Origin of the sequence: Shewanella zhangzhouensis (assembly GCF_019457615.1) — a bacterium.
Lineage (GTDB): Bacteria > Pseudomonadota > Gammaproteobacteria > Enterobacterales > Shewanellaceae > Shewanella > Shewanella zhangzhouensis.
Genome location: NZ_CP080414.1, coordinates 1537298 through 1559623, shown reverse-complemented (window position 1 = coordinate 1559623; position 22326 = coordinate 1537298). Strand labels below are relative to the sequence as shown.

18 protein-coding genes and 3 tRNA genes are annotated in these 22326 nt (G+C 52.5%); 7 read left to right on the top strand and 14 right to left on the bottom strand.

The features are described from left to right. Positions 1-13 precede the first annotated feature (13 nt). Positions 14-1216: an enoyl-ACP reductase FabV gene (gene fabV, locus K0H63_RS06680; protein WP_220067265.1), complete on the top strand. Its 1203-nt coding sequence runs from the start codon at positions 14-16 to the stop codon at positions 1214-1216. Positions 1217-1311: 95 nt separating this feature from the next. Further along, positions 1312-1968 (top strand): uracil-DNA glycosylase, encoded by a 657-nt coding sequence (gene ung, locus K0H63_RS06675; protein ID WP_220067264.1) that lies wholly within the window; start codon positions 1312-1314, stop codon positions 1966-1968. A gap of 116 nt (positions 1969-2084) precedes the next feature. On the opposite strand, the gene K0H63_RS06670 is transcribed toward ung, so the two are convergent. The 9 genes from K0H63_RS06670 to K0H63_RS06630 form a co-directional block, all read right to left on the bottom strand. After that, positions 2085-3935, bottom strand: coding sequence for a SurA N-terminal domain-containing protein (locus K0H63_RS06670; protein ID WP_220067263.1), 1851 nt, complete (start codon positions 3933-3935; stop codon positions 2085-2087). Positions 3936-4135: 200 nt separating this feature from the next. Then, on the bottom strand, positions 4136-4408 hold the full coding sequence (gene hupB / locus K0H63_RS06665; protein ID WP_011759343.1) for a nucleoid-associated protein HU-beta: 273 nt from the start codon (positions 4406-4408) through the stop codon (positions 4136-4138). 258 nt (positions 4409-4666) lie between these two features. Then, positions 4667-7024: an endopeptidase La gene (gene lon, locus K0H63_RS06660; RefSeq protein ID WP_220067262.1), complete on the bottom strand. Its 2358-nt coding sequence runs from the start codon at positions 7022-7024 to the stop codon at positions 4667-4669. A 128-nt stretch (positions 7025-7152) separates the two neighbouring features. Beyond that, positions 7153-8430, bottom strand: a complete 1278-nt coding sequence (gene clpX, locus K0H63_RS06655) for an ATP-dependent protease ATP-binding subunit ClpX (protein ID WP_011759341.1) — start codon at positions 8428-8430, stop codon at positions 7153-7155. Between the two features lie 85 nt (positions 8431-8515). Beyond that, positions 8516-9124 carry an ATP-dependent Clp endopeptidase proteolytic subunit ClpP gene (gene clpP / locus K0H63_RS06650; protein WP_011759340.1) on the bottom strand — a complete coding sequence of 203 codons (609 nt, stop codon included), beginning with the start codon at positions 9122-9124 and terminating at the stop codon, positions 8516-8518. An 89-nt stretch (positions 9125-9213) separates the two neighbouring features. Then, positions 9214-10518 carry a trigger factor gene (gene tig / locus K0H63_RS06645; protein ID WP_220067261.1) on the bottom strand — a complete coding sequence of 435 codons (1305 nt, stop codon included), beginning with the start codon at positions 10516-10518 and terminating at the stop codon, positions 9214-9216. Positions 10519-10770: 252 nt separating this feature from the next. Beyond that, positions 10771-10846, bottom strand: a tRNA-His gene (locus tag K0H63_RS06640). 12 nt (positions 10847-10858) lie between these two features. Further along, positions 10859-10935 (bottom strand) — tRNA-Arg (locus tag K0H63_RS06635). Positions 10936-10999: 64 nt separating this feature from the next. Continuing rightward, positions 11000-11076 (bottom strand) — tRNA-Pro (locus tag K0H63_RS06630). A gap of 237 nt (positions 11077-11313) precedes the next feature. Here K0H63_RS06630 and folD point away from each other — a divergent pair. Next, the gene (folD, locus tag K0H63_RS06625) at positions 11314-12168 is read left to right on the top strand and encodes a bifunctional methylenetetrahydrofolate dehydrogenase/methenyltetrahydrofolate cyclohydrolase FolD (RefSeq protein WP_220067260.1); all 855 of its coding nucleotides are present in this window, start codon (positions 11314-11316) and stop codon (positions 12166-12168) included. A 70-nt stretch (positions 12169-12238) separates the two neighbouring features. On the opposite strand, the gene cysS is transcribed toward folD, so the two are convergent. Beyond that, complete coding sequence (cysS, locus tag K0H63_RS06620) at positions 12239-13618, bottom strand: cysteine--tRNA ligase (protein ID WP_220067259.1); 1380 nt, start codon at positions 13616-13618, stop codon at positions 12239-12241. A gap of 141 nt (positions 13619-13759) precedes the next feature. Between cysS and K0H63_RS06615 the strand changes: the two genes are divergently transcribed. Further along, on the top strand, positions 13760-14254 hold the full coding sequence (locus K0H63_RS06615; protein WP_220067258.1) for a peptidylprolyl isomerase: 495 nt from the start codon (positions 13760-13762) through the stop codon (positions 14252-14254). A 10-nt stretch (positions 14255-14264) separates the two neighbouring features. Further along, positions 14265-14981 carry a UDP-2,3-diacylglucosamine diphosphatase gene (locus K0H63_RS06610; protein WP_220067257.1) on the top strand — a complete coding sequence of 239 codons (717 nt, stop codon included), beginning with the start codon at positions 14265-14267 and terminating at the stop codon, positions 14979-14981. 6 nt (positions 14982-14987) lie between these two features. On the opposite strand, the gene miaE is transcribed toward K0H63_RS06610, so the two are convergent. Then, on the bottom strand, positions 14988-15755 hold the full coding sequence (gene miaE / locus K0H63_RS06605; protein WP_220067838.1) for a tRNA isopentenyl-2-thiomethyl-A-37 hydroxylase MiaE: 768 nt from the start codon (positions 15753-15755) through the stop codon (positions 14988-14990). Between the two features lie 184 nt (positions 15756-15939). On the opposite strand from miaE, the gene K0H63_RS06600 reads away from it, so the two are divergent. After that, the gene (locus K0H63_RS06600) at positions 15940-16536 is read left to right on the top strand and encodes a Yip1 family protein (RefSeq protein ID WP_011759333.1); all 597 of its coding nucleotides are present in this window, start codon (positions 15940-15942) and stop codon (positions 16534-16536) included. Positions 16537-16603: 67 nt separating this feature from the next. On the opposite strand, the gene glnS is transcribed toward K0H63_RS06600, so the two are convergent. The 3 genes from glnS to K0H63_RS06585 all read right to left on the bottom strand — a co-directional run bounded on the left by glnS (position 16604) and on the right by K0H63_RS06585 (position 20972). Next, positions 16604-18271 carry a glutamine--tRNA ligase gene (glnS, locus tag K0H63_RS06595; RefSeq protein WP_220067256.1) on the bottom strand — a complete coding sequence of 556 codons (1668 nt, stop codon included), beginning with the start codon at positions 18269-18271 and terminating at the stop codon, positions 16604-16606. Between the two features lie 159 nt (positions 18272-18430). Then, positions 18431-20725, bottom strand: coding sequence for a Fe(2+) transporter permease subunit FeoB (gene feoB, locus K0H63_RS06590; RefSeq protein ID WP_220067255.1), 2295 nt, complete (start codon positions 20723-20725; stop codon positions 18431-18433). Continuing rightward, positions 20718-20972: a FeoA family protein gene (locus tag K0H63_RS06585; protein WP_220067254.1), complete on the bottom strand. Its 255-nt coding sequence runs from the start codon at positions 20970-20972 to the stop codon at positions 20718-20720. Before K0H63_RS06585 ends, feoB begins: the two co-directional genes overlap by 8 nt. Positions 20973-21373: 401 nt before the next feature. Here K0H63_RS06585 and K0H63_RS06580 point away from each other — a divergent pair, with 401 nt between their 5' ends. Next, entirely contained in the window at positions 21374-22324 is a 951-nt protein-coding gene (locus tag K0H63_RS06580) for a DmsE family decaheme c-type cytochrome (protein WP_408733384.1), read from the top strand. Positions 22325-22326 lie beyond the last annotated feature (2 nt).

The window sequence follows — 22326 nt, the reverse complement described above, 5'->3', positions numbered from 1 at the left end:
AAGAAGCATAAACATGATTATCAAACCAAAAATTCGTGGATTTATTTGTACCACCACTCATCCGGTAGGCTGTGAAGCCAATGTGCTGGAACAGATTAATCTGACCAAGGCCCGTGGCCCCGTCATCAATGGTCCCAAGCGCGTGCTGGTTGTTGGCTCCTCCAGTGGCTACGGTCTGTCTTCCCGCATCGCGGCAGCCTTTGGCAGCGGTGCAGCCACCATAGGCGTGTTCTTTGAAAAGCCAGGTACCGAGTCCAAACCAGGTACTGCAGGCTGGTACAACTCCGCTGCCTTTGACAAGTTTGCCAAAGCTGAAGGCCTGTACAGCAAGAGCATCAATGGCGATGCCTTCAGCCATGAAGCCAAAGCCAAGGCGATTGAGTTGATTAAAGCCGACCTGGGGCAAATCGACATGGTGGTTTACTCGCTGGCATCGCCCGTGCGTAAACTGCCTGACAGCGGCGAGCTGGTGCGCTCATCACTGAAGCCTATCGGTCAGCCATACAGCTCAACCGCAGTGGACACCAACAAAGACACCATCATCGAAGCCAGTGTTGAGCCCGCCACCGAGCAGGAAATTGCCGACACTGTCACCGTAATGGGTGGTCAGGATTGGGAACTGTGGCTCAACGCCCTGGATGAAGCCGGTGTTCTGGCCGATGGCTGCAAGACCGTGGCTTACTCCTACATTGGTACTGAGCTGACCTGGCCTATCTACTGGCACGGCGCGCTGGGCAAGGCCAAGATGGACCTCGACCGCGCCGCTCACGCCCTGAATGACAAGCTGGCAGCCAAAGGCGGCAGCGCCAACGTGGCCGTACTCAAGAGCGTGGTGACTCAGGCTTCTTCTGCCATTCCTGTGATGCCACTGTACATCGCCATGGTATTCAAGAAGATGCGCGCCGAAGGCCTACATGAAGGCTGTATGGAACAAATCCTGCGTATGTTCTCTGAGCGTCTGTACAAAGCCGATGGCAGCGCACCTGAAGTAGACGAAGACAACCGTCTGCGTTTGGATGACTGGGAACTGCGTGATGACATTCAGCAGCATTGCCGCGATCTTTGGCCTCAGATCACCACCGAAAACCTGCCTGAGCTGACCGACTACTTCGAGTACAAGGCCGAGTTCATCAAGCTGTTTGGTTTTGGTATCGAAGGCATCGACTACGAAGCGGACGTCAATCCTGAAGTTAACTTCGATGTGATTGAGCTGTAAGCACAAACGCTTTGCAAAGACGCCGCTATGCGGCGTTTTTTTATGGCTGAAAATCAGCATAATAGACACAATCAGCTAAAGATTGAGGATTCAAGGTGGACTGGCAACTACTTCTTGGTGATGAGAAACGCTCTCCCTACTTTCAAGACACCCTTAAGTACGTCAATGAGCGCATACGCGCCGGAGTGACCGTCTATCCCCCGAAGGCCGATATCTTCAATGCCTTTCGATTTACTCCCCTTGAGCAGGTAAAGGTGGTGATATTAGGGCAAGACCCTTACCACGGGCCCAATCAGGCGCACGGTCTGTGCTTTTCAGTAAAATCCCCCTGCCCACCCCCTCCCTCTTTACAGAACATCTTTATCGAGCTTACAAATTCGATCCCGGGCTTTATTGCGCCTTCCCATGGCGACTTGACTCATTGGGCGAATCAAGGCGTGTTGTTACTCAATACCGTATTGACAGTGGAGCGCGGACAGGCACATTGCCACGCCCATCTGGGATGGGAGCGGTTTACCGATGCGGTGATACGCGGTATCAGTACCCATTGTCATGGGGTTATATTTTTACTCTGGGGTAGCCATGCCAGCAAAAAAGCGGGATTGATTGACGGCAGCAGGCACCAGGTACTGCGAGCGCCGCACCCGTCACCATTGTCTGCACATAAAGGCTTTTTTGGCTGCAATCACTTTGCCAAGGTCAATGACATGCTGAGACATCAGGGTAAATCGCCCATAGACTGGCGACTGTGAAGCGGCTTAGCAAGCTTTCATAAAGCCCGCAAAACCCTGCCCTGATGACGAAACCTCTCGTGTTCGTAAACAAAAAAGCCAGCCCAAGGGCTGGCTTTTTATGCTGCAACTTATCGTTATTCCGCAGCAGCGTAACTGATTTCGGCTTTTGCCTTCAGCGAGTCGATAACGCCGCGATAGGCAAGCTCGGTATACTGGTTGCTCAGACGCTGAGCAAGGGCCTGCACCAGAGCGTCTTCAACGCCCTCTGCTGCGTTAACCTTGTCCAATACTACCAGCGCATAACCGGAAGCCATGCTGATGGTATCAGCGCCGCCTACGGCCAATTGGAAGCCCTTGTTCACGATGGAGGGATCCAGCTCACGGTCGAAACGGGCAACCTTGGCTTTGGCAGTCAGCTCCAGTGCTTCACCCGCCTTGAACTTGGCCAGCAATTCCTGCGCCTGCAACTTGGCCGCATCGTTGGCCTTGTCCTGGGTCAGGCGGGCAACGATACCGGCTTTGACTTCATCAAATGGTAAAGTACCGGCTTGCTTGTGCTCTTTAACGCGCACAACGGCCACATTGTTGTCACCAAGATCAATCACGTCGCTGTTCATGCCGCTCAGCAGTACCTGCTCAGAGAACGCCGCCTTGATGAGTGCTGGGTTGCTGATGTCAGCCGGTGGCATTTCACGGGCGAAAAGACCAGTGGTTTTCACTTCAAGCCCGGTGGCCTTGGCCGCTTCGGTCAGGCTGTCTGGGACTTCGTAACTGGTATCGGCCAGTTTTTGCTGCAGGCTGTAGAACTTGTCCAGCGCATCTTTTTCTTTGATCTGGGCGAAGATGCGGTCCTTCACTTCTTCGAAGCTGGCCTGTGCACCGCCCTGCAGGTCAAGCAACTTGATGATGTGGAAACCATAGGCGGTTTTCACCACCGCGGAATACTGATCTTTTTCGAGACCAAACAAGGCTTCGTCAAACGCAGGATCCATCACTCCCTGCTCAAACCAGTCAAGCTGACCACCCTGCTCACCACTGAAAGTGTCTTCGGAGTCGGTTTTGGCGAGCTCAGCAAAGTCTGCACCGGCCAGAAGCTTGGCATAAATCGCATCGGCTTTGGCTTTGGCGGCAGCTTCGTCGTCGCCCAGGTTCACCAGGATATGGGCAGCCAGACGTTTTTCAGGCGTCTTGTACTGGCTCATGTGCTCGTCGTAATAGGCTTTGGCCTGCTCGTCGGTCACGTTCACGTCATCGGCAAGTGACTTGGCAGACAGCGTAAGGTATTCAAGGCTCACCTGCTCAGGTTTTATAAACTGGTCGGGATTGGCATCGTAGAAGCTCTTGGCTTCATCGTCGGCCACTGTGATATCGGCTTCGAATGGCTGGGACTCAACCACCAAATAACGCAGGTCACGGGTCTGGCCTTGCAGATCGGCAACTGCCTTGCTCTCAGATGGCAGCACAAACTCACTGCCTATCAGGGCGTTCACCAGCTGGCGACGGGTCATGTCGACACGCATCATGTCGCGGAAGCTGTTGGTTTGGTAACCGAGCTGACGCAGGATAGCTAGGTAACGCTCGTTGTCAAACTTGCCTTCGGTTTGGAAGGCGGGCTCTTCCATGATGGCTTGTTTGATTTGCTCATCGGAGATGCGCAGCCCCATTTCACTGGCAGTTTGATCCAGCAATTTGTCGGCAATCATACGCTCGAGCACACCCTGTCTGATGGAGCGCAGGTAGTTATCGTCGGCGGCCAGGGTCTGGAACATCTCACCCAGTTGCTGCTCCATACGTGCCTTTTCGTTTTGGAAGGCTTGCTCCAGTGCTGAGACGGGAATTTCTTCGCCGTTCACTGTGGCAGCCGCAGGTTCGGTCGAGGAGCCCAGATAGCTGCTCACACCGGTAAAGGCAAAAGAAAGTATCACCAGCACCAGAATGCTCTTGGCAATGGTACCCTGGGCACCTTCACGGATCTTTTCTAACATCAGACGTCCCGCTTGTTACTCTTGTGATTGAAATAAAAAAGCGCATCTTTGTGAGGATGCGCCTTTATGTAACTTTTCAGGAATGACCTTGAATGCTTCGTCACTCCGGTGCTGCGCTTAGTTGCTCAACACCTTCAATTCGTAAAAAGCACTGCAGTGGCAGTGCTTGAAGAACGAAAGCCTACAAAGGCGAGTCAGTATTAGTTGACTGCGTCTTTCAGTGCTTTACCAGCTTTGAATGCTGGGATCTTGGCGGCAGGGATTTTGATCTCTTTGCCAGACTGTGGGTTACGGCCGGTACGCTCAGCACGCTCACGAACTTCAAAAGTACCAAAACCAACCAGGGAAATTTTACCGCCGTCCTTCAGACCTTCAGTCACAGCAGCGATGAAAGAGTCCAGTGCGCGACCGGCAGCAGCCTTGGAAATATCGGCACCAGAAGCAATTTTCTCGATCAGTTCAGATTTATTCATGTCATCCCCTTGAATGTAGTTTTTGCGCCGCAACCAAATCCTTCTCTAGAGCGGTCTGCGGAGGCTTTTATAACAAGCTTGAAACCAAAGTTCAAGCGTCAACGAAAAAGCAAAGAATTAAAGTTGGATACAGCTCAAAGCCAGCCCTGCCAAGGGTTTGGGAGGTACTGGCTCTCCACGAACCTAGGCTACCACAGGTCAAGGGTTTGTTAAGCCCCTTTTTTCACTTTTTTTAAGCCTGTAGCGCACTTTTTTGCCTTATCCGGCGTTTTTGACCACTTCGAAGCCTTCAACCGGGCGCTCCAGCGCCAATTTCAGCACTTCGTCCACCCAACGAACCGGGTGAATTTGCAGATCTGCCACCACGTTAGCGGGGATTTCTTCAAGGTCACGTTCGTTTTCTTTGGGGATAAGCACATGCTTAATACCACCACGGTGAGCCGCCAGCAGTTTCTCCTTAAGACCACCGATGGGCAGCACTTCACCGCGCAGGGTAATCTCACCTGTCATGGCTACATCCGCACGAACCGGATTACCAGTCAGGGTTGAAACCAGTGCGGTACACATGGCGGCACCGGCTGATGGACCATCCTTTGGCGTGGCACCTTCAGGCACGTGCACATGGATATCGCGCTTCTCATAGAAGTCAGGGTTGATACCCAGTTGCTCGGCACGGGCACGCACCACTGTCATGGCGGCCTGAATCGATTCCTGCATCACATCGCCCAGAGACCCCGTGTATGTAAGCTTGCCTTTACCCGCCACCGAAGTGGCTTCAATGGTCAAAAGGTCACCGCCAACCTGAGTCCAGGCAAGACCTGTTACCTGCCCTATCTGATTATTGGACTCAGCCTTACCATAGTCGTGACGCTGAACACCCAGGAATGACTTAAGGTTGTCACCGGTCACATCCACGTGTTTCACCGCTTTATCCAGCAAAATTTGCTTCACGACTTTACGGCAAATCTTCGACAGTTCACGCTCAAGGGCACGGACACCTGCCTCACGGGTGTAGTAACGGATAATGCCCAGAATCGCGCCATCATCGACGCTGATTTCCTGTGGCTTCAGCCCGTTACGCTCAACCTGCTTTGGCAGCAAGTGCTGCTTGGCGATGTTGAGCTTTTCGTCTTCGGTGTAACCCGACAGACGAATCACTTCCATACGGTCCAGCAGCGGGCCTGGAATATCCATGGAGTTACTGGTGGCCACAAACATCACATCGGACAAGTCATAATCGACTTCCAGATAGTGATCGTTAAAGGTAGCGTTCTGCTCGGGATCCAAAACTTCCAGCAGGGCTGAAGCCGGGTCGCCGCGCATGTCGGAACTCATCTTGTCGATTTCATCCAGCAGGAACAGCGGGTTTTTCACCCCGACCTTGGCCATCTTCTGGATGATTTTGCCTGGCATTGAGCCGATGTAGGTACGACGATGACCGCGGATTTCCGCTTCGTCACGGACGCCACCCAGCGCCACCCGCACGTATTTACGGCCGGTTGCCTTGGCAATGGACTGACCGAGCGAGGTTTTACCCACACCTGGTGGCCCCACCAGACACAGGATTGGGCCTTTAAGCTGTTTCACCCGGGTCTGTACCGCCAAATACTCAAGGATGCGCTCTTTGACTTTTTCCAGTCCATAGTGGTCTGCATTGAGCACCTGCTCGGCCTTGGAGAGGTCACGCTTGATTTTGGAGCGCTCAAACCAGGGCACTGAGGTCATCCAATCAACATAGGAGCGCACCACAGTGGCCTCGGCTGACATGGGGGACATCATACGCAACTTGTTCAGCTCTGCCTGGGCCTTGTCTTTGGCATCAGCCGGCATCTTGGCCTCTTCAATCTTGCGATTGAGGGTCTCAAATTCATCATGGCCTTCGTCGAGATCGCCAAGCTCCTTCTGAATGGCTTTCATTTGCTCATTCAGGTAGTACTCGCGCTGGCTCTTCTCCATTTGCTTTTTCACGCGGGAGCGGATGCGCTTCTCCACCTGCAGCAAATCGATTTCGCCTTCCATCATGGCCATCAGGTACTCGAGGCGCTCACCGACATTCACCATTTCGAGCACAGACTGTTTGTCTTCAAGCTTGAGTGGCATATGGGCGGCCATGGTGTCGGCAAGGCGAGCAGCCTCATCGATGCCGGACATGGAGGTCAGCACTTCGGGAGGAATTTTTTTATTGAGCTTGATGTAGCCTTCAAATTGGGCGATGGCACTGCGCACCAACACCTCTTCTTCCTTGTCTTCCAGTGGCGCTGAAGGCAGCTCTTCGATGCGGCCGATAAAGAAAGGCTCTTCCTGTGTGTAACGGGCCACACGGGCTCGGCGACCACCCTCAACCAGCACTTTAACTGTACCGTCAGGCAGTTTAAGCAGCTGCAGAATGGAGGCGATGGTCCCCACCTCAAAAATGTCGTCAGCACCGGGCTCATCCAGATCGGCATCTCGCTGAGCGACAAGCATGATCTGCTTATCTTGGGCCATGGCCGTTTCAAGGCAGCGAATAGACTTTTCACGACCCACAAATAACGGAATGACCATATGGGGGTACACCACCACATCTCGCAGGGGTAATACCGGCAATTCGAAATGCGCTTCACGCTCTTGGGACATAATTCGATTCCGTATCAGATGGACTATATTCGAGTATATTGGGGCTGTTTCGGCCCTTTCAATGGCATAAATGTAAAAAAGGAGCCCAATTGGACTCCTTTATTCGTGCTTTCAACGCGGATGGGCAATTATTGGTCGCCGCTGGCCGCCTGAGATTCGGTCTGCTCGTAAATCAGGATAGGCGCAGACTCGCCCTTTACCACAGACTCATCCACCACCGCCTTGCTCACACCCTGTTGGGACGGCAAGTCATACATGGTATCCAGCAGAATACCTTCCACAATCGAGCGCAGACCACGGGCGCCCGTTTTGCGTGACATCGCCTTTTGAGCAATGGCCTTAAGGGCGTCTTCACGGAACTCAAGCTCAACGTTTTCCATCTCAAACAGCGCTGCATATTGCTTGGTGAGCGCGTTCTTTGGCTCAGACAAAATTTGGATAAGTGCGTCTTCATCCAGCTCTGCCAGGGTAGCGACCACAGGCAAACGACCGATGAACTCAGGGATAAGGCCGTATTTGACCAGATCTTCCGGCTCAACCTGCGAGAGGATGTCAGACATGCTCTCTTTTTCTTCCTTGCCCTTTACCTGAGCACCGAAACCAATACCACTGCCGGTGTGGGTACGTTGCTCAATCACTTTCTCAAGGCCGGCAAAGGCGCCACCACAGATAAAGAGGATCTTGGAGGTATCAACCTGCAAAAACTCCTGCTGCGGATGTTTACGGCCGCCCTGAGGAGGCACGGCAGCAACGGTACCTTCGATGAGTTTCAGCAGCGCTTGCTGCACGCCTTCACCGCTCACATCACGGGTGATGGAGGGGTTATCGGACTTGCGGCTGATTTTATCGATTTCATCGATATAGACGATGCCACGCTGGGCCTTTTCCACATCGTAATCGCATTTCTGCAACAGCTTCTGAATGATGTTCTCAACGTCCTCACCCACATAACCGGCTTCGGTCAGGGTAGTGGCATCGGCCATGGTGAAAGGCACATTGAGGAAGCGCGCCAGGGTTTCGGCCAGCAGTGTCTTACCACTACCTGTGGGACCAATGAGCAGAATGTTGCTCTTACCCAGCTCTACCCCATCTTTGGGGCCTGCATTACGCAAGCGCTTATAGTGGTTGTATACCGCCACCGACAACACCTTCTTGGCCTTTTCCTGACCAATGACGTAGTCATCAAGGTGCGCTCTCAGTTCATGAGGCGTTGGCAGCTTGTCCTGATCCCGCTTTGGCGAAATCTCTTTAATCTCTTCGCGAATGATGTCGTTACACAGCTCAACACACTCGTCGCAGACGTACACGGATGGTCCGGCGATCAGCTTTCGCACTTCGTGCTGGCTCTTTCCGCAGAAGGAGCAATACAGCAGTTTGCCGCCATCACCAGTCTTGTTCTCACCCATTAGTTTACCCCGTTTGCGACCTGTCAGTCGCTTGTCTCTCTATCTCAACCTTTCAATCTGAGCTTAGCCCAGAGCGATGCAAAAATCAGCGGCTGGTCAGCACTGAATCTATCAGACCGTATTCTACGGCCTGGGTTGCACTCATGAAATTATCGCGGTCAGTGTCACGCTCAATCACTTCCATTGGCTGGCCTGTGTGGTGCGATAACATCTGGTTGAGTTTGTGTTTGATACCCAAAATTTCCTGCGCATGGATAGCGATATCCGATGCCTGTCCCTGGAAACCACCCAAAGGCTGGTGGATCATTACCCTGGAATTTGGCAAACAATGGCGCATGCCTTTTTCACCACCGGCAAGCAGGAACGCGCCCATACTGCAGGCCTGACCGATACAAACGGTACTGACCTTGGGCTTGATAAACTGCATGGTATCGTAAATCGCCATACCTGCAGTTACGCTGCCACCGGGTGAATTGATGTAGAGATAAATCTCTTTATCTGGGTTTTCGGATTCCAGAAACAGTAGCTGCGCAACAATCAGGTTAGCCATGTGCTCTTCAACCTGACCCACCAGGAAGATGACTCGCTCTTTCAGCAGACGTGAATAGATATCGTAGGAACGCTCACCTTTTGCGGTTTGTTCCACCACCATGGGCACGAGCGCATTGAATACTGATTCCGGTGCGTTATGCATTTATCCCTTCCCTAAATAAAAATGGCCCGCATGAGGAGCCTCATACGAGCCATTATAAATGGCTTAACGCCAATCAAGTCAAGCTGCGGTTAAGCGCGGCCGGTAGCCTTGTTCATAAATTCTTCAAAAGCAACTTCCTTCTCGATCACTTTTGCAGATTTCAGCAGAGCTTCAACGGCTTGCTCTTCCAGAGCCACGTTGCGCATGTTCTGCATCAGCTCTTTGTTACCGTTGTAGTACTCAATCACTTCGGCTGGGTCTTCATAGGCAGAAGCCATAGAAGCAATCAGCGCCTGAACGCGTTCTTCTTCTACTTTCAGCTCGGTAGACTTGATAACTTCGCCCAGCAGCAGGCCCACTTTTACGCGGCGCTCGGCTTGCTCAGCGAACAGCTCAGCTGGCAGCTCAGGCATGTTGGCAGCATTGCCACCGAAACGCTGAACGGCTTGACGACGCAGTACGTTGATTTCGCCATCGATAAGTGCCTTTGGCAGCTCGATGTCGTTGGCAGCCAGCAGACCGTTGATCACCTGCTCTTTCACGTTGGCTTTCAGGGCCTGATCCAGCTCACGGCTCATGTTCTTGCGAATTTCGGCCTTCAGAGCCTCAACGCCGCCATCGGTGATACCGAACAGCTTGGCAAACTCGTCATTTACTTCTGGCAGGTTAGCCGCTTTCACCTCAGTCAGGGTGATAGCGAACTTGGCCGCTTTGCCCTTCAGGTTTTCAGCGTGGTATTCCTCAGGGAAGGTCACGTCGATTTCGAATTCTTCACCGGCCTTGTGGCCTTTGATGCCTTCTTCGAAGCCAGGGATCATACGACCGCTGCCCAGTTGCAGCTCAAAGCCTTCGGCCTTGCCACCCTGGAACTCTTCACCATCTACGCTGCCAACAAAGTTGATAACTACTTTGTCGCCTTCTTCGGCGGCACGTTCGACTGCGTCGAAAGTAGCATGTTGCTTGCGCAGGGTTTCAATCATGCTGTCTACGTCAGCATCGGTCACGTCAGCTTTTGGCTGTTCAACTTCGATGGCATCCAGACCTTTGAGTTCTACTTCTGGATACACTTCAAAAGTGGCAACAAATTCAAACTTGTCGGCATCGCTTGCACCTGGCATGAAAGTAGGTGCGCCAGCTGGATTCAGCTTCTCGGCGATGATGGCTTCAACAAAATTGCGCTGCATGATTTCGCCAGTCACATCCTGACGGATAGCGGCGCCGTAGCGCTTGCTGACAACGCTCATTGGTACTTTACCAGGACGGAAACCAGGGATACGGGCACGCTTGGCTTCGCGCTTCAGGCTCTCGTTAACCAGTTTTTCGATCTGCTCGGCAGGTACAGAGATGGTCAGGCGACGCTCTAAGCCTTGAGTTGTTTCAACAGAAACTTGCATTGTTTTACCTCGAAATATGTCTAACGTCCTTTGTAAATAGCCGAGTGTTCAACTATTAAGGTGTTCGTTTCTTGATCTTTTAAATTGACTTTAATGCCTGTCACGACGGGCGCGTCGGCACTGGTCGCTCATGGTTGACAGTTATCAAGACGCGACATTATAGCCACCGATATTGCTTGAGTCGAGCCTGAAACCGGCGTTTAAGGCTAGAAAAAAAGCGGCCATTGGCCGCTTTTTAACCTTCTGAAGAAGTGGGGTGACTGATGGGGCTCGAACCCACGACAACCGGAATCACAATCCGGGACTCTACCAACTGAGCTACAGTCACCACTGAATTTTATGGCACGCCCGGCAGGATTCGAACCTGCGACCATCCGCTTAGAAGGCGGATGCTCTATCCAACTGAGCTACGGGCGCAAGGTATCAACAATCGTTGAAGCCTATCCGGGGAGTCGACGCATACCTGCATCGACTTATAATTTGGTCGGTGATAGAGGATTCGAACCTCTGACCCTCTGCTCCCAAAGCAGATGCGCTACCGGACTGCGCTAATCACCGAAATCGTTCTATTATCGACGCCTTGCGTCAGAACGGAGCGCATCTTATCCCCTCACCTGACACCCGTCAACGATTTTTTTAACGCTGAAATCTGCCTGGCGAATTATAGAACAATACAGAGTTATCGGGATTTGCCGCCAATGGGGACAATGACACTGTGGCCCTTGGCTGTTAGAATGTGCGCGCTAAAAACTTCAGGCTGGTTTAACACAGTCGAATACAGGAAGCCCTACACCCATGACAGCCCAAAATATCGATGGCAAGGCCATTGCCCGTGCCATTCGCACTACCCTCAGCGACAAGGTAAAAGCCCGTAAAGAGGCCGGCCAGCGCATTCCGGGTCTTGCCGTAATCCTGGTGGGGTTGGATCCCGCCTCTCAGGTCTATGTTGGTTCCAAGCGCAAGGCCTGCGAAGAGGTCGGATTCTTATCCCAGTCCTTTGACCTGCCCGACACCACCAGCGAGGACGATCTGCTGGCGCTGATTGACCGCTGCAATGAAGACCCGGCCATCGATGGCATTCTGGTGCAACTGCCGCTGCCTGCACACATTGACTCTTCCAAGGTGATTGAGCGTATTCGCCCCGATAAAGATGTCGATGGCTTCCACCCTTATAATGTGGGCCGATTGGCACAGCGCATTCCTGTGCTGCGCTCCTGTACCCCTATGGGCATCATGACCCTTATCCGCTCCACCGGCGTGGATACCTATGGTTTGGACGCCGTTGTTGTTGGCGCCTCCAATATCGTGGGCCGCCCCATGACGCTGGAACTACTGCTTGCCGGCTGCACCACTACTACCTGCCATCGCTTTACCAAAAACCTTGAAGATAAGGTGCGTCAGGCAGACTTGCTGGTGGTGGCTGTGGGTAAACCCAACTTCATTCCCGGTGACTGGATTAAGCCCGGCGCCATTGTGATTGACGTAGGTATCAACCGTCTCGATGATGGCCGCTTGGTAGGGGATGTTGAATTCGATGTGGCCGCCGAACGTGCAGCCTTTATTACCCCTGTGCCCGGTGGTGTGGGTCCAATGACCATTGCGAGTCTGTTGGAAAACACCCTCTATGCCGCTGAGAACTATCACGACTGAGTCAACAAGGTGATAGCGCCATAAAAAACGCCTGCAATTGCAGGCGTTTTTGTTTGTACTCAGAAGTAGTTTATTTCTTGCGCCAGGTAGTGCCTTCCGGACCATCTTCAAGTACCACGCCGAGGGCGTTCAAGCGGTCGCGGGCTACATCGGCAGCAGGCCAGTCTTTTTCGGCGCGGGCACGGTTACGCTCAACGATCAGAGCTTCAATCTCCGCCACTTCGTCGGCATTGCCATCACCCTGGAGGAAAGCCTCAGGCGTTGAAGACAAAATGCCCAGCACTTCGGCAAGCGCTTTGAGCGCTACACCCAATTGAGACGCCGCAGCCATATCGCTGGTTTTCAGACGGTTGATTTCGCGCACCATATCAAAGAGGACTGAGTAGGCCTCTGGGGTGTTGAAATCATCGTCCATGGCGGCCACAAAGCGGCTGACAAACTCGTCAGCACCGGCAGCTTCAACTGTCAGATCCAGACCTTTCAGTGCGGTGTACATACGCTCGAGGGACGCGCGAGCCTGCTTCAAGTTGTCTTCGCTGTAGTTCAGCTGGCTGCGATAGTGACCGGACAGCAGGAAATAGCGCACGGTCTGGGCATCGTAGTGTGCAAGCACATCCCGGATGGTGAAGAAGTTGCCAAGGGACTTGGACATCTTTTCACGGTCGACCATCACCATCCCTGTGTGCATCCAGGTGTTTACATATGGCGTGTCATGGGCGCAGCAGGACTGCGCAATTTCGTTTTCATGGTGCGGGAACTGCAAATCACTGCCACCGCCATGGATGTCGAAATGAAGCCCCAGGTGCTTGCTGTTCATGGCCGAGCACTCGATGTGCCAACCTGGACGACCCGGGCCCCATGGGGATTCCCAGGTAGGCTCGCCGGGCTTGGACATCTTCCACAGCACGAAATCCATCGGATTACGTTTGTTCTCATCCACTTCAACGCGGGCACCGGCTTGCAGCTGCTCCAGGTCCTGCCCTGACAGACGGCCGTATGCGGCATAAGAGGACACATCAAACAGCACATCGCCGTCGGCAGCGACATAAGCATGACCACGGTCAAGCAGACGGGTCACCATGTCGATGATTTCGTCGATGTGGAGAGTCGCACGGGGTTCGAAGCTTGGACGCACCATATTCAGCGCGTCGAAGTCGGCATGCATTTCACCAATCAAACGCTCGGTGAGGCTGTCACAGCTTTCGCCATTTTCATTGGCGCGCTTGATGATTTTGTCATCCACATCGGTGATATTGCGCTGATAATTTACCTCGTAACCGCGGTAACGCAGATAACGCACAATCATATCGAAACACACAAAAGTACGACCATGGCCAATGTGGCACAGGTCATAGATCGTCACACCACAAACATACATGCCGATTTTGCCTGGCTGTATGGGTTTAAACTCCTCTTTTTGACGACTGATACTATTGTATATCTTCAACATTCTTGCTCTCTTTCCGCTAAGCACTGGGTGTAAAATCAAGCCTGTGAGTCTATCATGCTCCAAAGCCCTTGAATACTGCACTTTCAGGGCCGTTCCAGATAAGTTAGAATCCGCCGACACTTTCAAATGAGTACCGCAACGATGATCACATTGCACACCAACTTTGGCGATATCAAAATCGCACTGAACCACGAAAAAGCACCGGTAACTGCCGAAAACTTCCAACGCTATGCCAGCGAGGGATTCTTCGATGGCACTATTTTCCACCGTGTTATCGATGGCTTTATGATCCAGGGCGGCGGTTTTACCGAAGATATGGTGCAAAAGCGCACCCATGAGCCAGTAAAAAACGAGGCCAACAACGGTCTGTCCAACAAGGTTGGCACCATCGCCATGGCCCGTACATCCGATCCGCATTCGGCAACGGCACAGTTCTTCATCAACGTAAATGACAACACCTTCCTGGACTTCAAATCCGAATCCATGCAGGGCTGGGGTTACTGCGTGTTCGGTGAAGTGGTTGAAGGTTTGGATGTAGTAAACGCCATCAAGGGCGTTAACACCGGCAACCGTGGCATGCACCAGGATGTGCCGCTCGAAGCCGTTGTAATTCAAAAGGTCAGCATCGAAGGCTAATTCAGGTCAGATGCGTACCCTTTTTATCGGCGATCTGCATTTAAGTGCAGATCGCCCCGATATTACCTCGGCCTTTCGTCGCTTTCTTTCCCAGTCCTTCGATGATGTGGATGCCCTGTATATTCTGGGCGATCTGTTTGAAGTGTGGGTGGGTGATGATATTGCCGAACCCTTTGCACTGGATATTGCCGCCGATATTGCTGCGCTCAGCCACAAGCTGCCAATTTATTTTATTCACGGAAACCGTGATTTTTTAATTGGAAAGCAATTTGCCGCTGTCAGTAAGATGCAGCTCCTTGATGAAGTGCATCAAATCGACCTCTACGGCATACCCACCCTGCTGCTTCACGGCGACAGTCTCTGTACGCTTGATAAGGGCTACCAGCGCTTTCGCTGGTTCAGAAACCAGCCTTGGGTGAAATGGATATACAGCAAGCTATCCCAAAGTAAACGACTGAGCATTGCCGCTAATCTCAGGGCCAAAAGCAAGGCCGGTAATCAGCTGAAGAGCCAGTACATCATGGATGCTGAACCCCATGCCGTTGCCGACCTCTTGCAAAAGCACGGCTGCACGCAGATGATCCACGGCCATACCCACAGACCAGCTATACACCATGAAAGTGCCGGTACCCGTATTGTGGTGGGTGACTGGTACAGCCAAAGCAGCGTACTGGAGGTGACCGCCGACGGACCCAACCTTCAGGCTAAGCCACTTAGCGGCAACTGAAAGCGCTCAGATAAGCGGTACACCGCTGTGAAAGCGGAACTCCTCATCGACACCTTGGATCAGCGCCGCTTCCACCCCGGCAAAATAAGCGATGCGCTGGTCGATATTTTCCCCCGCAATCATCTCGGCAAGGATCAAATAATCCTGATAGTGCCGGGCCTCTGAACGTAAAAGCGACACGTAAAAACGCTCAAGCTCTTCGTCCATAAAGGGGGCGAGTTTGGCGAAACGCTCACAGGATCGGGCCTCGATAAAGGCGCCTACGATAAGCTTATCGACCAGGGTAGCAGGCTCACTGGTACGCACATGACTCATCATGCCCTTGGCATAACGGCCTGCGTTTATATTGGTATAGGGAATATCTCTGGCATGCATGATTTCAAGCACCTGCTCGAAATGATGAAACTCTTCCTTAATCAAGCGAACCATTCTGGCAATCAGTTCGTCGCCAAACGCAAAGCCAGATTTGGGTTTAAGCTCAGTAGCCAGTTCGTTCTTTTTCCCGGTACGGGCCAGGAAGGCCGCCATATCCCGGTCTTTGTGATAGACAAATTCTTCATAAGGCTTCGCCCAGGCAAGTAGCGCCGAACCGCACTCTGGGTCTACCGCATATTTGCGGATTAAGAACAGGGCCGTTTGTGCGGCTTTAAGCTCACAGTTGCAATGGTCAACCAAAATCGACTGTAACACACTGGGGTCTTTGGCTTTCTCAATCCAGGCATCCGGGGTTTCGCAGGCAAGAAATGCTCTGACCGGCGCCAACAACTGCTCTATCACACAGCTTTCCTCATTCGATTAAAGCCCGCCATTCTACTGGCTTCGCCCGCGCGTTAACAGTAGCAAGATTTGCCCACCTTGACGGATGTCAATTTTTGTTCAATAAATAATCTCAGAGCTGTAACAGGCTCGTCTGCAGTTTGGCGAGCTCGGGGATCACTGCTGAACAAGGATAATTATAATGGTACTGAATCACTTATTGGGGTTATACACTCATCCAAAAGAAGAGTGGCACACAATTGAAAAGAACCACGAAGCACTGAAAAGCAGCATGAGCCATCTATTGCTCATCGCACTCATTCCACCCATTTGCAGTTACTTTGCCATGGCCCATATCGGCTGGAATCCGGGCGCAGGAGAGCCTTTGTTCCTGACCAGTCAAAGTGCAATTTATATGTCCGTTGGTATGTATTTTGGCTTGATAGCCGGTGTGTTTGGACTTGCCTACCTGGCGCATTGGATGGCCATTACCTTCGATGCCAAACCTGATTTTACTCAGGCGCTCGAATTGGCAACCTACACCGCCACTCCCCTCTTTATGGTGGGCCTGTCGGCACTCTACCCTGTGCTTTGGTTTATGATGGTGGTTGGCCTGATTGGTCTGGCTTACTCGGTTTACCTGCTTTACACCGGCGTGCCCATCATCATGAACATCCCTGAAGAAAAAGGCTTTATCTATGCCAGCTCTGTGGTTACCGCAGGTCTTGTATTGCTGGTTGCTCTGATGGCGGGCAGCGTGATTTTGTGGAGCCTCGGCTTTGGCCCCATGCTTCAGTAATCAATACTGCAAAAACTTACCAATAAAAAAGGCGCCATTGGCGCCTTTTTTATTATCTGCTCAATAATCAGAAGGATTCGCGCAGTGCAACTGTCAGGTTAAACACCAGTTTGCCCGGAGCTGAGTCTTTGCTGTCAGCACAGAAATAACCTTCACGCTCAAACTGATACGCTTGAGAGGCTTTAGCATTGGCCAGCGGCGCCTCGGCAAAACCATGCACCACCTCCAACGAGGCAGGGTTGAGTACTTCATCCACGGTTTCAGCGGCTGCCGGATTGGCATCGTTGAACAGACGCTCGTACAGGCGGAACTCAGCAGGCAGAGCGGTGGTCGCTTCAACCCAGTGGATCACACCTTTCACCTTACGGCCATCACTTGGGTTTTGGCCCAGAGTCTCAGGATCGTAGGTACAGTAAACGGTCGTTACATTGCCTTCGGCATCTTTTTCGCAGCGCTCAGCTCGAATTACATAGGCATTACGCAGACGCACTTCCTTGCCCAGTACCAAACGCTTGTACTGTTTATTGGCTTCTTCACGGAAGTCGGCGGCGTCGATGTAAATCTCACGGCCAAACGCCAGCTCACGCTCACCCATCTCTTCGATATTGGGGTGCACAGGCGCCTTCACATACTCAAGCTCAGGGGCTGTGAAGTTCTCGATGATCACCTTAATAGGGCGAATAACCGCCATGGCGCGAGGAGCGTTTTCATTGAGATCTTCACGAATACAGGCTTCGAGCATGCCCACTTCAACCAGGTTGTCCTGCTTGGTCACACCAATGCGCTGACAAAACTCGCGGATAGACGCTGGCGTGTAGCCACGGCGACGCAAACCGGCGATGGTTGGCATACGAGGGTCGTCCCAACCGGACACCAGGCCACGTACCACCAGGTCGTTCAGCTTGCGCTTGGACATCAGGGTGTATTCAAGATTCAGACGGGAAAACTCGTACTGACGGGTACGGTTTGGCGCCTGGAAGTCATTGAGGTTATCCAGCACCCAGTCATACAGACGACGGTTGTCCTGGAACTCCAGCGTACACAGCGAGTGAGTGATGTTTTCCAGCGCATCCGAGATACAGTGGGTAAAGTCGTACATCGGATAGATGCACCACTTGTCACCGGTCTGATGGTGATGGGCGAATTTAACGCGGTAAATCACGGGGTCGCGCATACACATAAAGGGCGACGCCATATCGATTTTGGCACGCAGCACGCACTCACCTTCTTTGAAGCCACCATCGCGCATCTTTTCAAATAGCGCCAGGTTTTCTTCGGGTGAGGTATCACGATATGGACTGTTACGACCCGGCTCTTTCAGAGTGCCACGGTACTCACGGGTTTCCTCGGCATTGAGAAAACACACATAGGCCAAGCCCTTGTTAATAAGCTCAACCGCATAACCGTAAAGCTCATCGAAATAGTTGGAGGAGTAGCGAACCTCTCCATCCCACTGGAACCCGAGCCACTTAACGTCTTCCTGAATCGAATTCACGTAGTCGATGTCTTCTTTTTCAGGGTTGGTATCATCAAAACGCAGGTTGCACTGGCCCTTGTAATCCTCTGCAATACCAAAGTTCAGGCAGATGGATTTGGCGTGGCCAATGTGCAGATAGCCGTTTGGCTCCGGCGGAAAACGTGTGTGCACACTGGTGTGCTTACCGCTGGCCAAATCTTCATCTATGATGTTGCGAATGAAGTTACTGGGACGTACTTCGTTGTCCACGTGACTCATGGAGTTCCTCTTGCAAACAGTGGCAAATTTTTCAAAACCTGCATGATCCTACAGAAACCTGCCGCTGACAATGCCTGCACATAAAAAACAGCCCGGTTCAGTGTCTTGATAGTAAAAAAGCAGCCCACAGGCTGCTTTTCGATTTCCCGTTGACGCTCATCACTCTGTGATGATGCGTATCCCGGGAATAATCTGCTGAGTCTTACGACCTTTCTGCTTCAGATAGATGAAGAAGGCTATCAGAGCACCAGCAATAACCGCAGTCCAGAGCACAGTTTGCAGCGGATGCACAGCCACGTTGCCCCACTGATACACCAGGGTTGCAGTGCCGTAGGCCAGGCCAAAGGTCCAGGTAGCCGCAAACACAGCCCAGCCCTTGCCAAACTCGTTTACCAGAGCGCCCATGGCGGCGACGCATGGGGTGTAAAGCAGCACAAACACCAGATAAGAGAAGGCTGCCAGCTGACCACTGAAACCGGACTGCAGTGCACTGAAGGTTGAGCGATCAACGCCCTGCTCTTCTGCTGCAGTATCCACACTGGATACATCACCCACCGACATGGACATAGGATCTTCAGGGGCAATCCCCAACAAGTTTGCAGGAATGGTGGCAAGCGCTTCACCGAAAGACTCAGACAGCGGCGTCAGTTCCTCTTCATCAGCACCTGGCGTGCTGTACAGGCTGTTCAGGGTGCCCACTACGGCTTCTTTGGCAAAAATCCCAGTGATGATACCCACTGTGGCAGGCCAGTTGCCTTCTTCAATTCCCATGGGTGAGAAAATGGGTGTTACCTTCTGGCTCACTACACTGAGCACAGACTCGCTGCTGTCTTCATGGCCAAAGGTGCCATCCACGCCCACGGCATTGATAAAGTTCAGCAGAGTCACCACCAGCACGATAGTTTTACCGGCGCCAAGGATAAAGCTCTTGGTACGCTTACCGGTACGGGATACCACAGCCTTGAATTTAGGCATCTCGTAGTTTGGCAATTCCATTACCACGGCGCTGCTTACCCCCGGCAGCAGGGTGCTTCGCAGCAACAGCCCGGTGCCGATGGCGGCGATAATACCTATGATATAAAGCAGGAACACCAGATTCTGACCTGAGTTCGGGAAGAATGCAGCCGCAAACAGCGCGTAAACCGGCAGACGGGCACCGCAGGACATGAAGGGCGCCATCATACCGGTGACGATACGTTCACGCTCACTGCCCAGAGTACGGGTAGCCATAATGGCCGGCACAGAGCAGCCAAAGCCAACAATCATGGGCACAAACGCCTTGCCGGGCAGCCCGATGCGGCGCATCAGCCCGTCCACTACAAAGGCGGCACGGGACATATAGCCAGAGCTTTCCAACACTGACAAGGCCAGAAACAGCGCCATAATCACCGGAATAAAGGTCGCCACGGTTTGAATGCCCTGACCAATACCACCAGCCAGCAGGGTAACCAGCCATTCTGGCGCGCCCCAATCGCCAAGCAGAGCGCCGAAGTGGTCCACAAACAAGGCGCCGGCGGTAATATCGAAGAAATCAATAAAGGCACTGCCCACGTTAATGGCGAACATGAACATCAGATACATGACCAGCAGGAACACGGGCACACCCAACACCGGATGCAACACCAGTCCGTCCAGACGGTCACTTAACGTAGGCGCATCATCATTGGCAACAGCCGCACGGTAAACACGCTCCACAAAATTAAAGCGGGTCGTGGCCACCATCAATTCGATGTCCAGCCCCTTGGCCTTAAGCCCATCGGCGCAGCGGCTTACTTCCGACTCGAACTCGCTGTTCTTGCACTGACCGCAGCCCAAACCGTTGCCCAGCATGGCAAGTGCACGGCCACGGCTAAGGCCGTTATCTTTTTCCAAAAGCTCAGAGACAGCGCGCTCAATGTCACCCTCATAACCGAGCATCAAAGGAGCTTCTGAGACCTTGCCTTCCAGCAGGGCAACAACCTGCTCCTGCACCTTAAGAACGTCTTTAGCTTCTCTGGCGCATACCGCAATCACAGGACAGCCCAGCTCCTGAGACATCTTTTGAATATCGACATGGACACCACGTTTCAGGGCGATGTCGATTTTATTGACCACCACCACCATGGGGATGCCAAGTTCGCGCAGTTGCACGGTGAGATACAGATGGCGCTCAATATTGGTGGCATCTATCAGATTGATGATGCCATCCATGTGCTGTTCTGCCAGATACTGCTGGGCAATCTGCTCATCGAGGGAGCAATCGCAGCTCTTGCCCGCAGGCAAAATATCATAAATGCCAGGTAGATCAGTGAGGTAAACATCGGCACCGCTCAGACTGAAATGGCCGGTTTTCTTTTCTACCGTTACCCCTGACCAGTTCCCCACCTGTTGGTTGGCACCGGTTAAGGCATTAAAGAGGGTGGACTTACCGGCATTGGGATTGCCAACGGTGACACAGTGAAATTGCTTAGCCATGAACGACTCCCGCCTCAATGGGATTGACCTCAATGATTTGAGCCAACTCCAGACGCATACAAAGCTTACTGCCGCGGATATCGAGTTCAATACCACTGCCCAGCGGCGCCTTACGGATAAATGTCAAACGGGTGTTGGGCGTTATCCCCATGGACAACAGTTTGCGATTAACTGTTTGAGGCAGGTCCAATTGCCCTACTTCGGCGATTACTGCTTTATCACCCGGGCGAAGGTCACTCAATTTCATTAACAAGGTCCACCCTGCTTAATCTCAATCATCAACTGCCTGGCATTCTAACCAAGTCCATCAGTCGATAATTGTACCTGGATCAACTTTTTGACTGGTAACGATAATAATTTTCAATCAGTCATCAATTATGCGGCAAAAGATACGCAGAATAAATGCCTCTGTTGAACTAAATCGGTACGTTGCCTAGACCAATCAGCAAATCCAGACGTGACCAGCATCACACTTCCACTATATTCCTTGAAAAATCAAACTAATTATTAATACCTGGATGCCGTGGTGTTAATGACTTGTCGCAAATTTAAACTACACTTTTGCATTAGTGTTTCGCTCAATTACTCATTTAGCGAACCATAAATAACTATAAACCCGAACGCGCCTCAGGAAGTGTGAGAATGAAGATGGAAATCCCCGTTCAATGCAGGATGCTGACCCTGTGTCTGCTGAGCCTGCTGTTTTCGTTTCAGGCAGCAGCAACGCCCTGGAAAGACATGCCGCCCTCAGAAGTTGAGGCAACGCTCGACAAAAAATTCGCCGAAGGCAAGTACTCCCCAAAGGGCGCTGACACCTGTCTGATGTGCCACAAGAAGAGCGCAACCGTCATGGCGCTGTTCGACAACGTCCACGGCAGTACCCACTCCAGCGCATCCCCCATGGCCGATCTCCAATGCGAAGCCTGCCACGGCCCCATGGGCAATCACAACAAGGGCGGCAAGGAGCCGATGATCACCTTCGGTAAAGACGCCCCGGTTGCCGCAGACAAGCAAAACAGCGTGTGTCTTTCCTGCCACCAGGACGACAAGCGTATGGCGTGGGAAGGCAGCCATCACAACAGTGCCGACATTCCCTGCGCAAGCTGCCACCTTATTCATGCCGCCAAAGACCCGGTTCAGCAAAGAACCACTGAAGTTGAGGTGTGTACCACCTGCCATCTCGAACAAAAAGCCGATATCCACAAGCGCTCCAGTCATCCGGTCGAAAACGGCCAGATGGTGTGCAGTGACTGCCACAATCCCCACGGCAGTCTGGGGGAGTCCAGCCTCAAACAGATGAGCATCAATGAAAATTGTTATGCCTGCCACGCCGAAAAACGCGGCCCCAAACTCTGGGAACACGCCCCGGTAACGGACAACTGCGCCAGTTGCCATCAGGTGCATGGCAGCGTTAACGAAGCCATGCTCACCATTAAGGCGCCGCAGCTGTGCCAGCAATGCCATGCCAGTGTTGGCCATACCGCCAATGCCCAGTTCGGCACGGCGCCCAGTGCCTTTACAGCCGGGCAGAGCTGTATGAACTGCCACAGTCAGGTTCATGGCTCAAATCATCCATCCGGCAAGCTGCTGCAGCGCTAAGG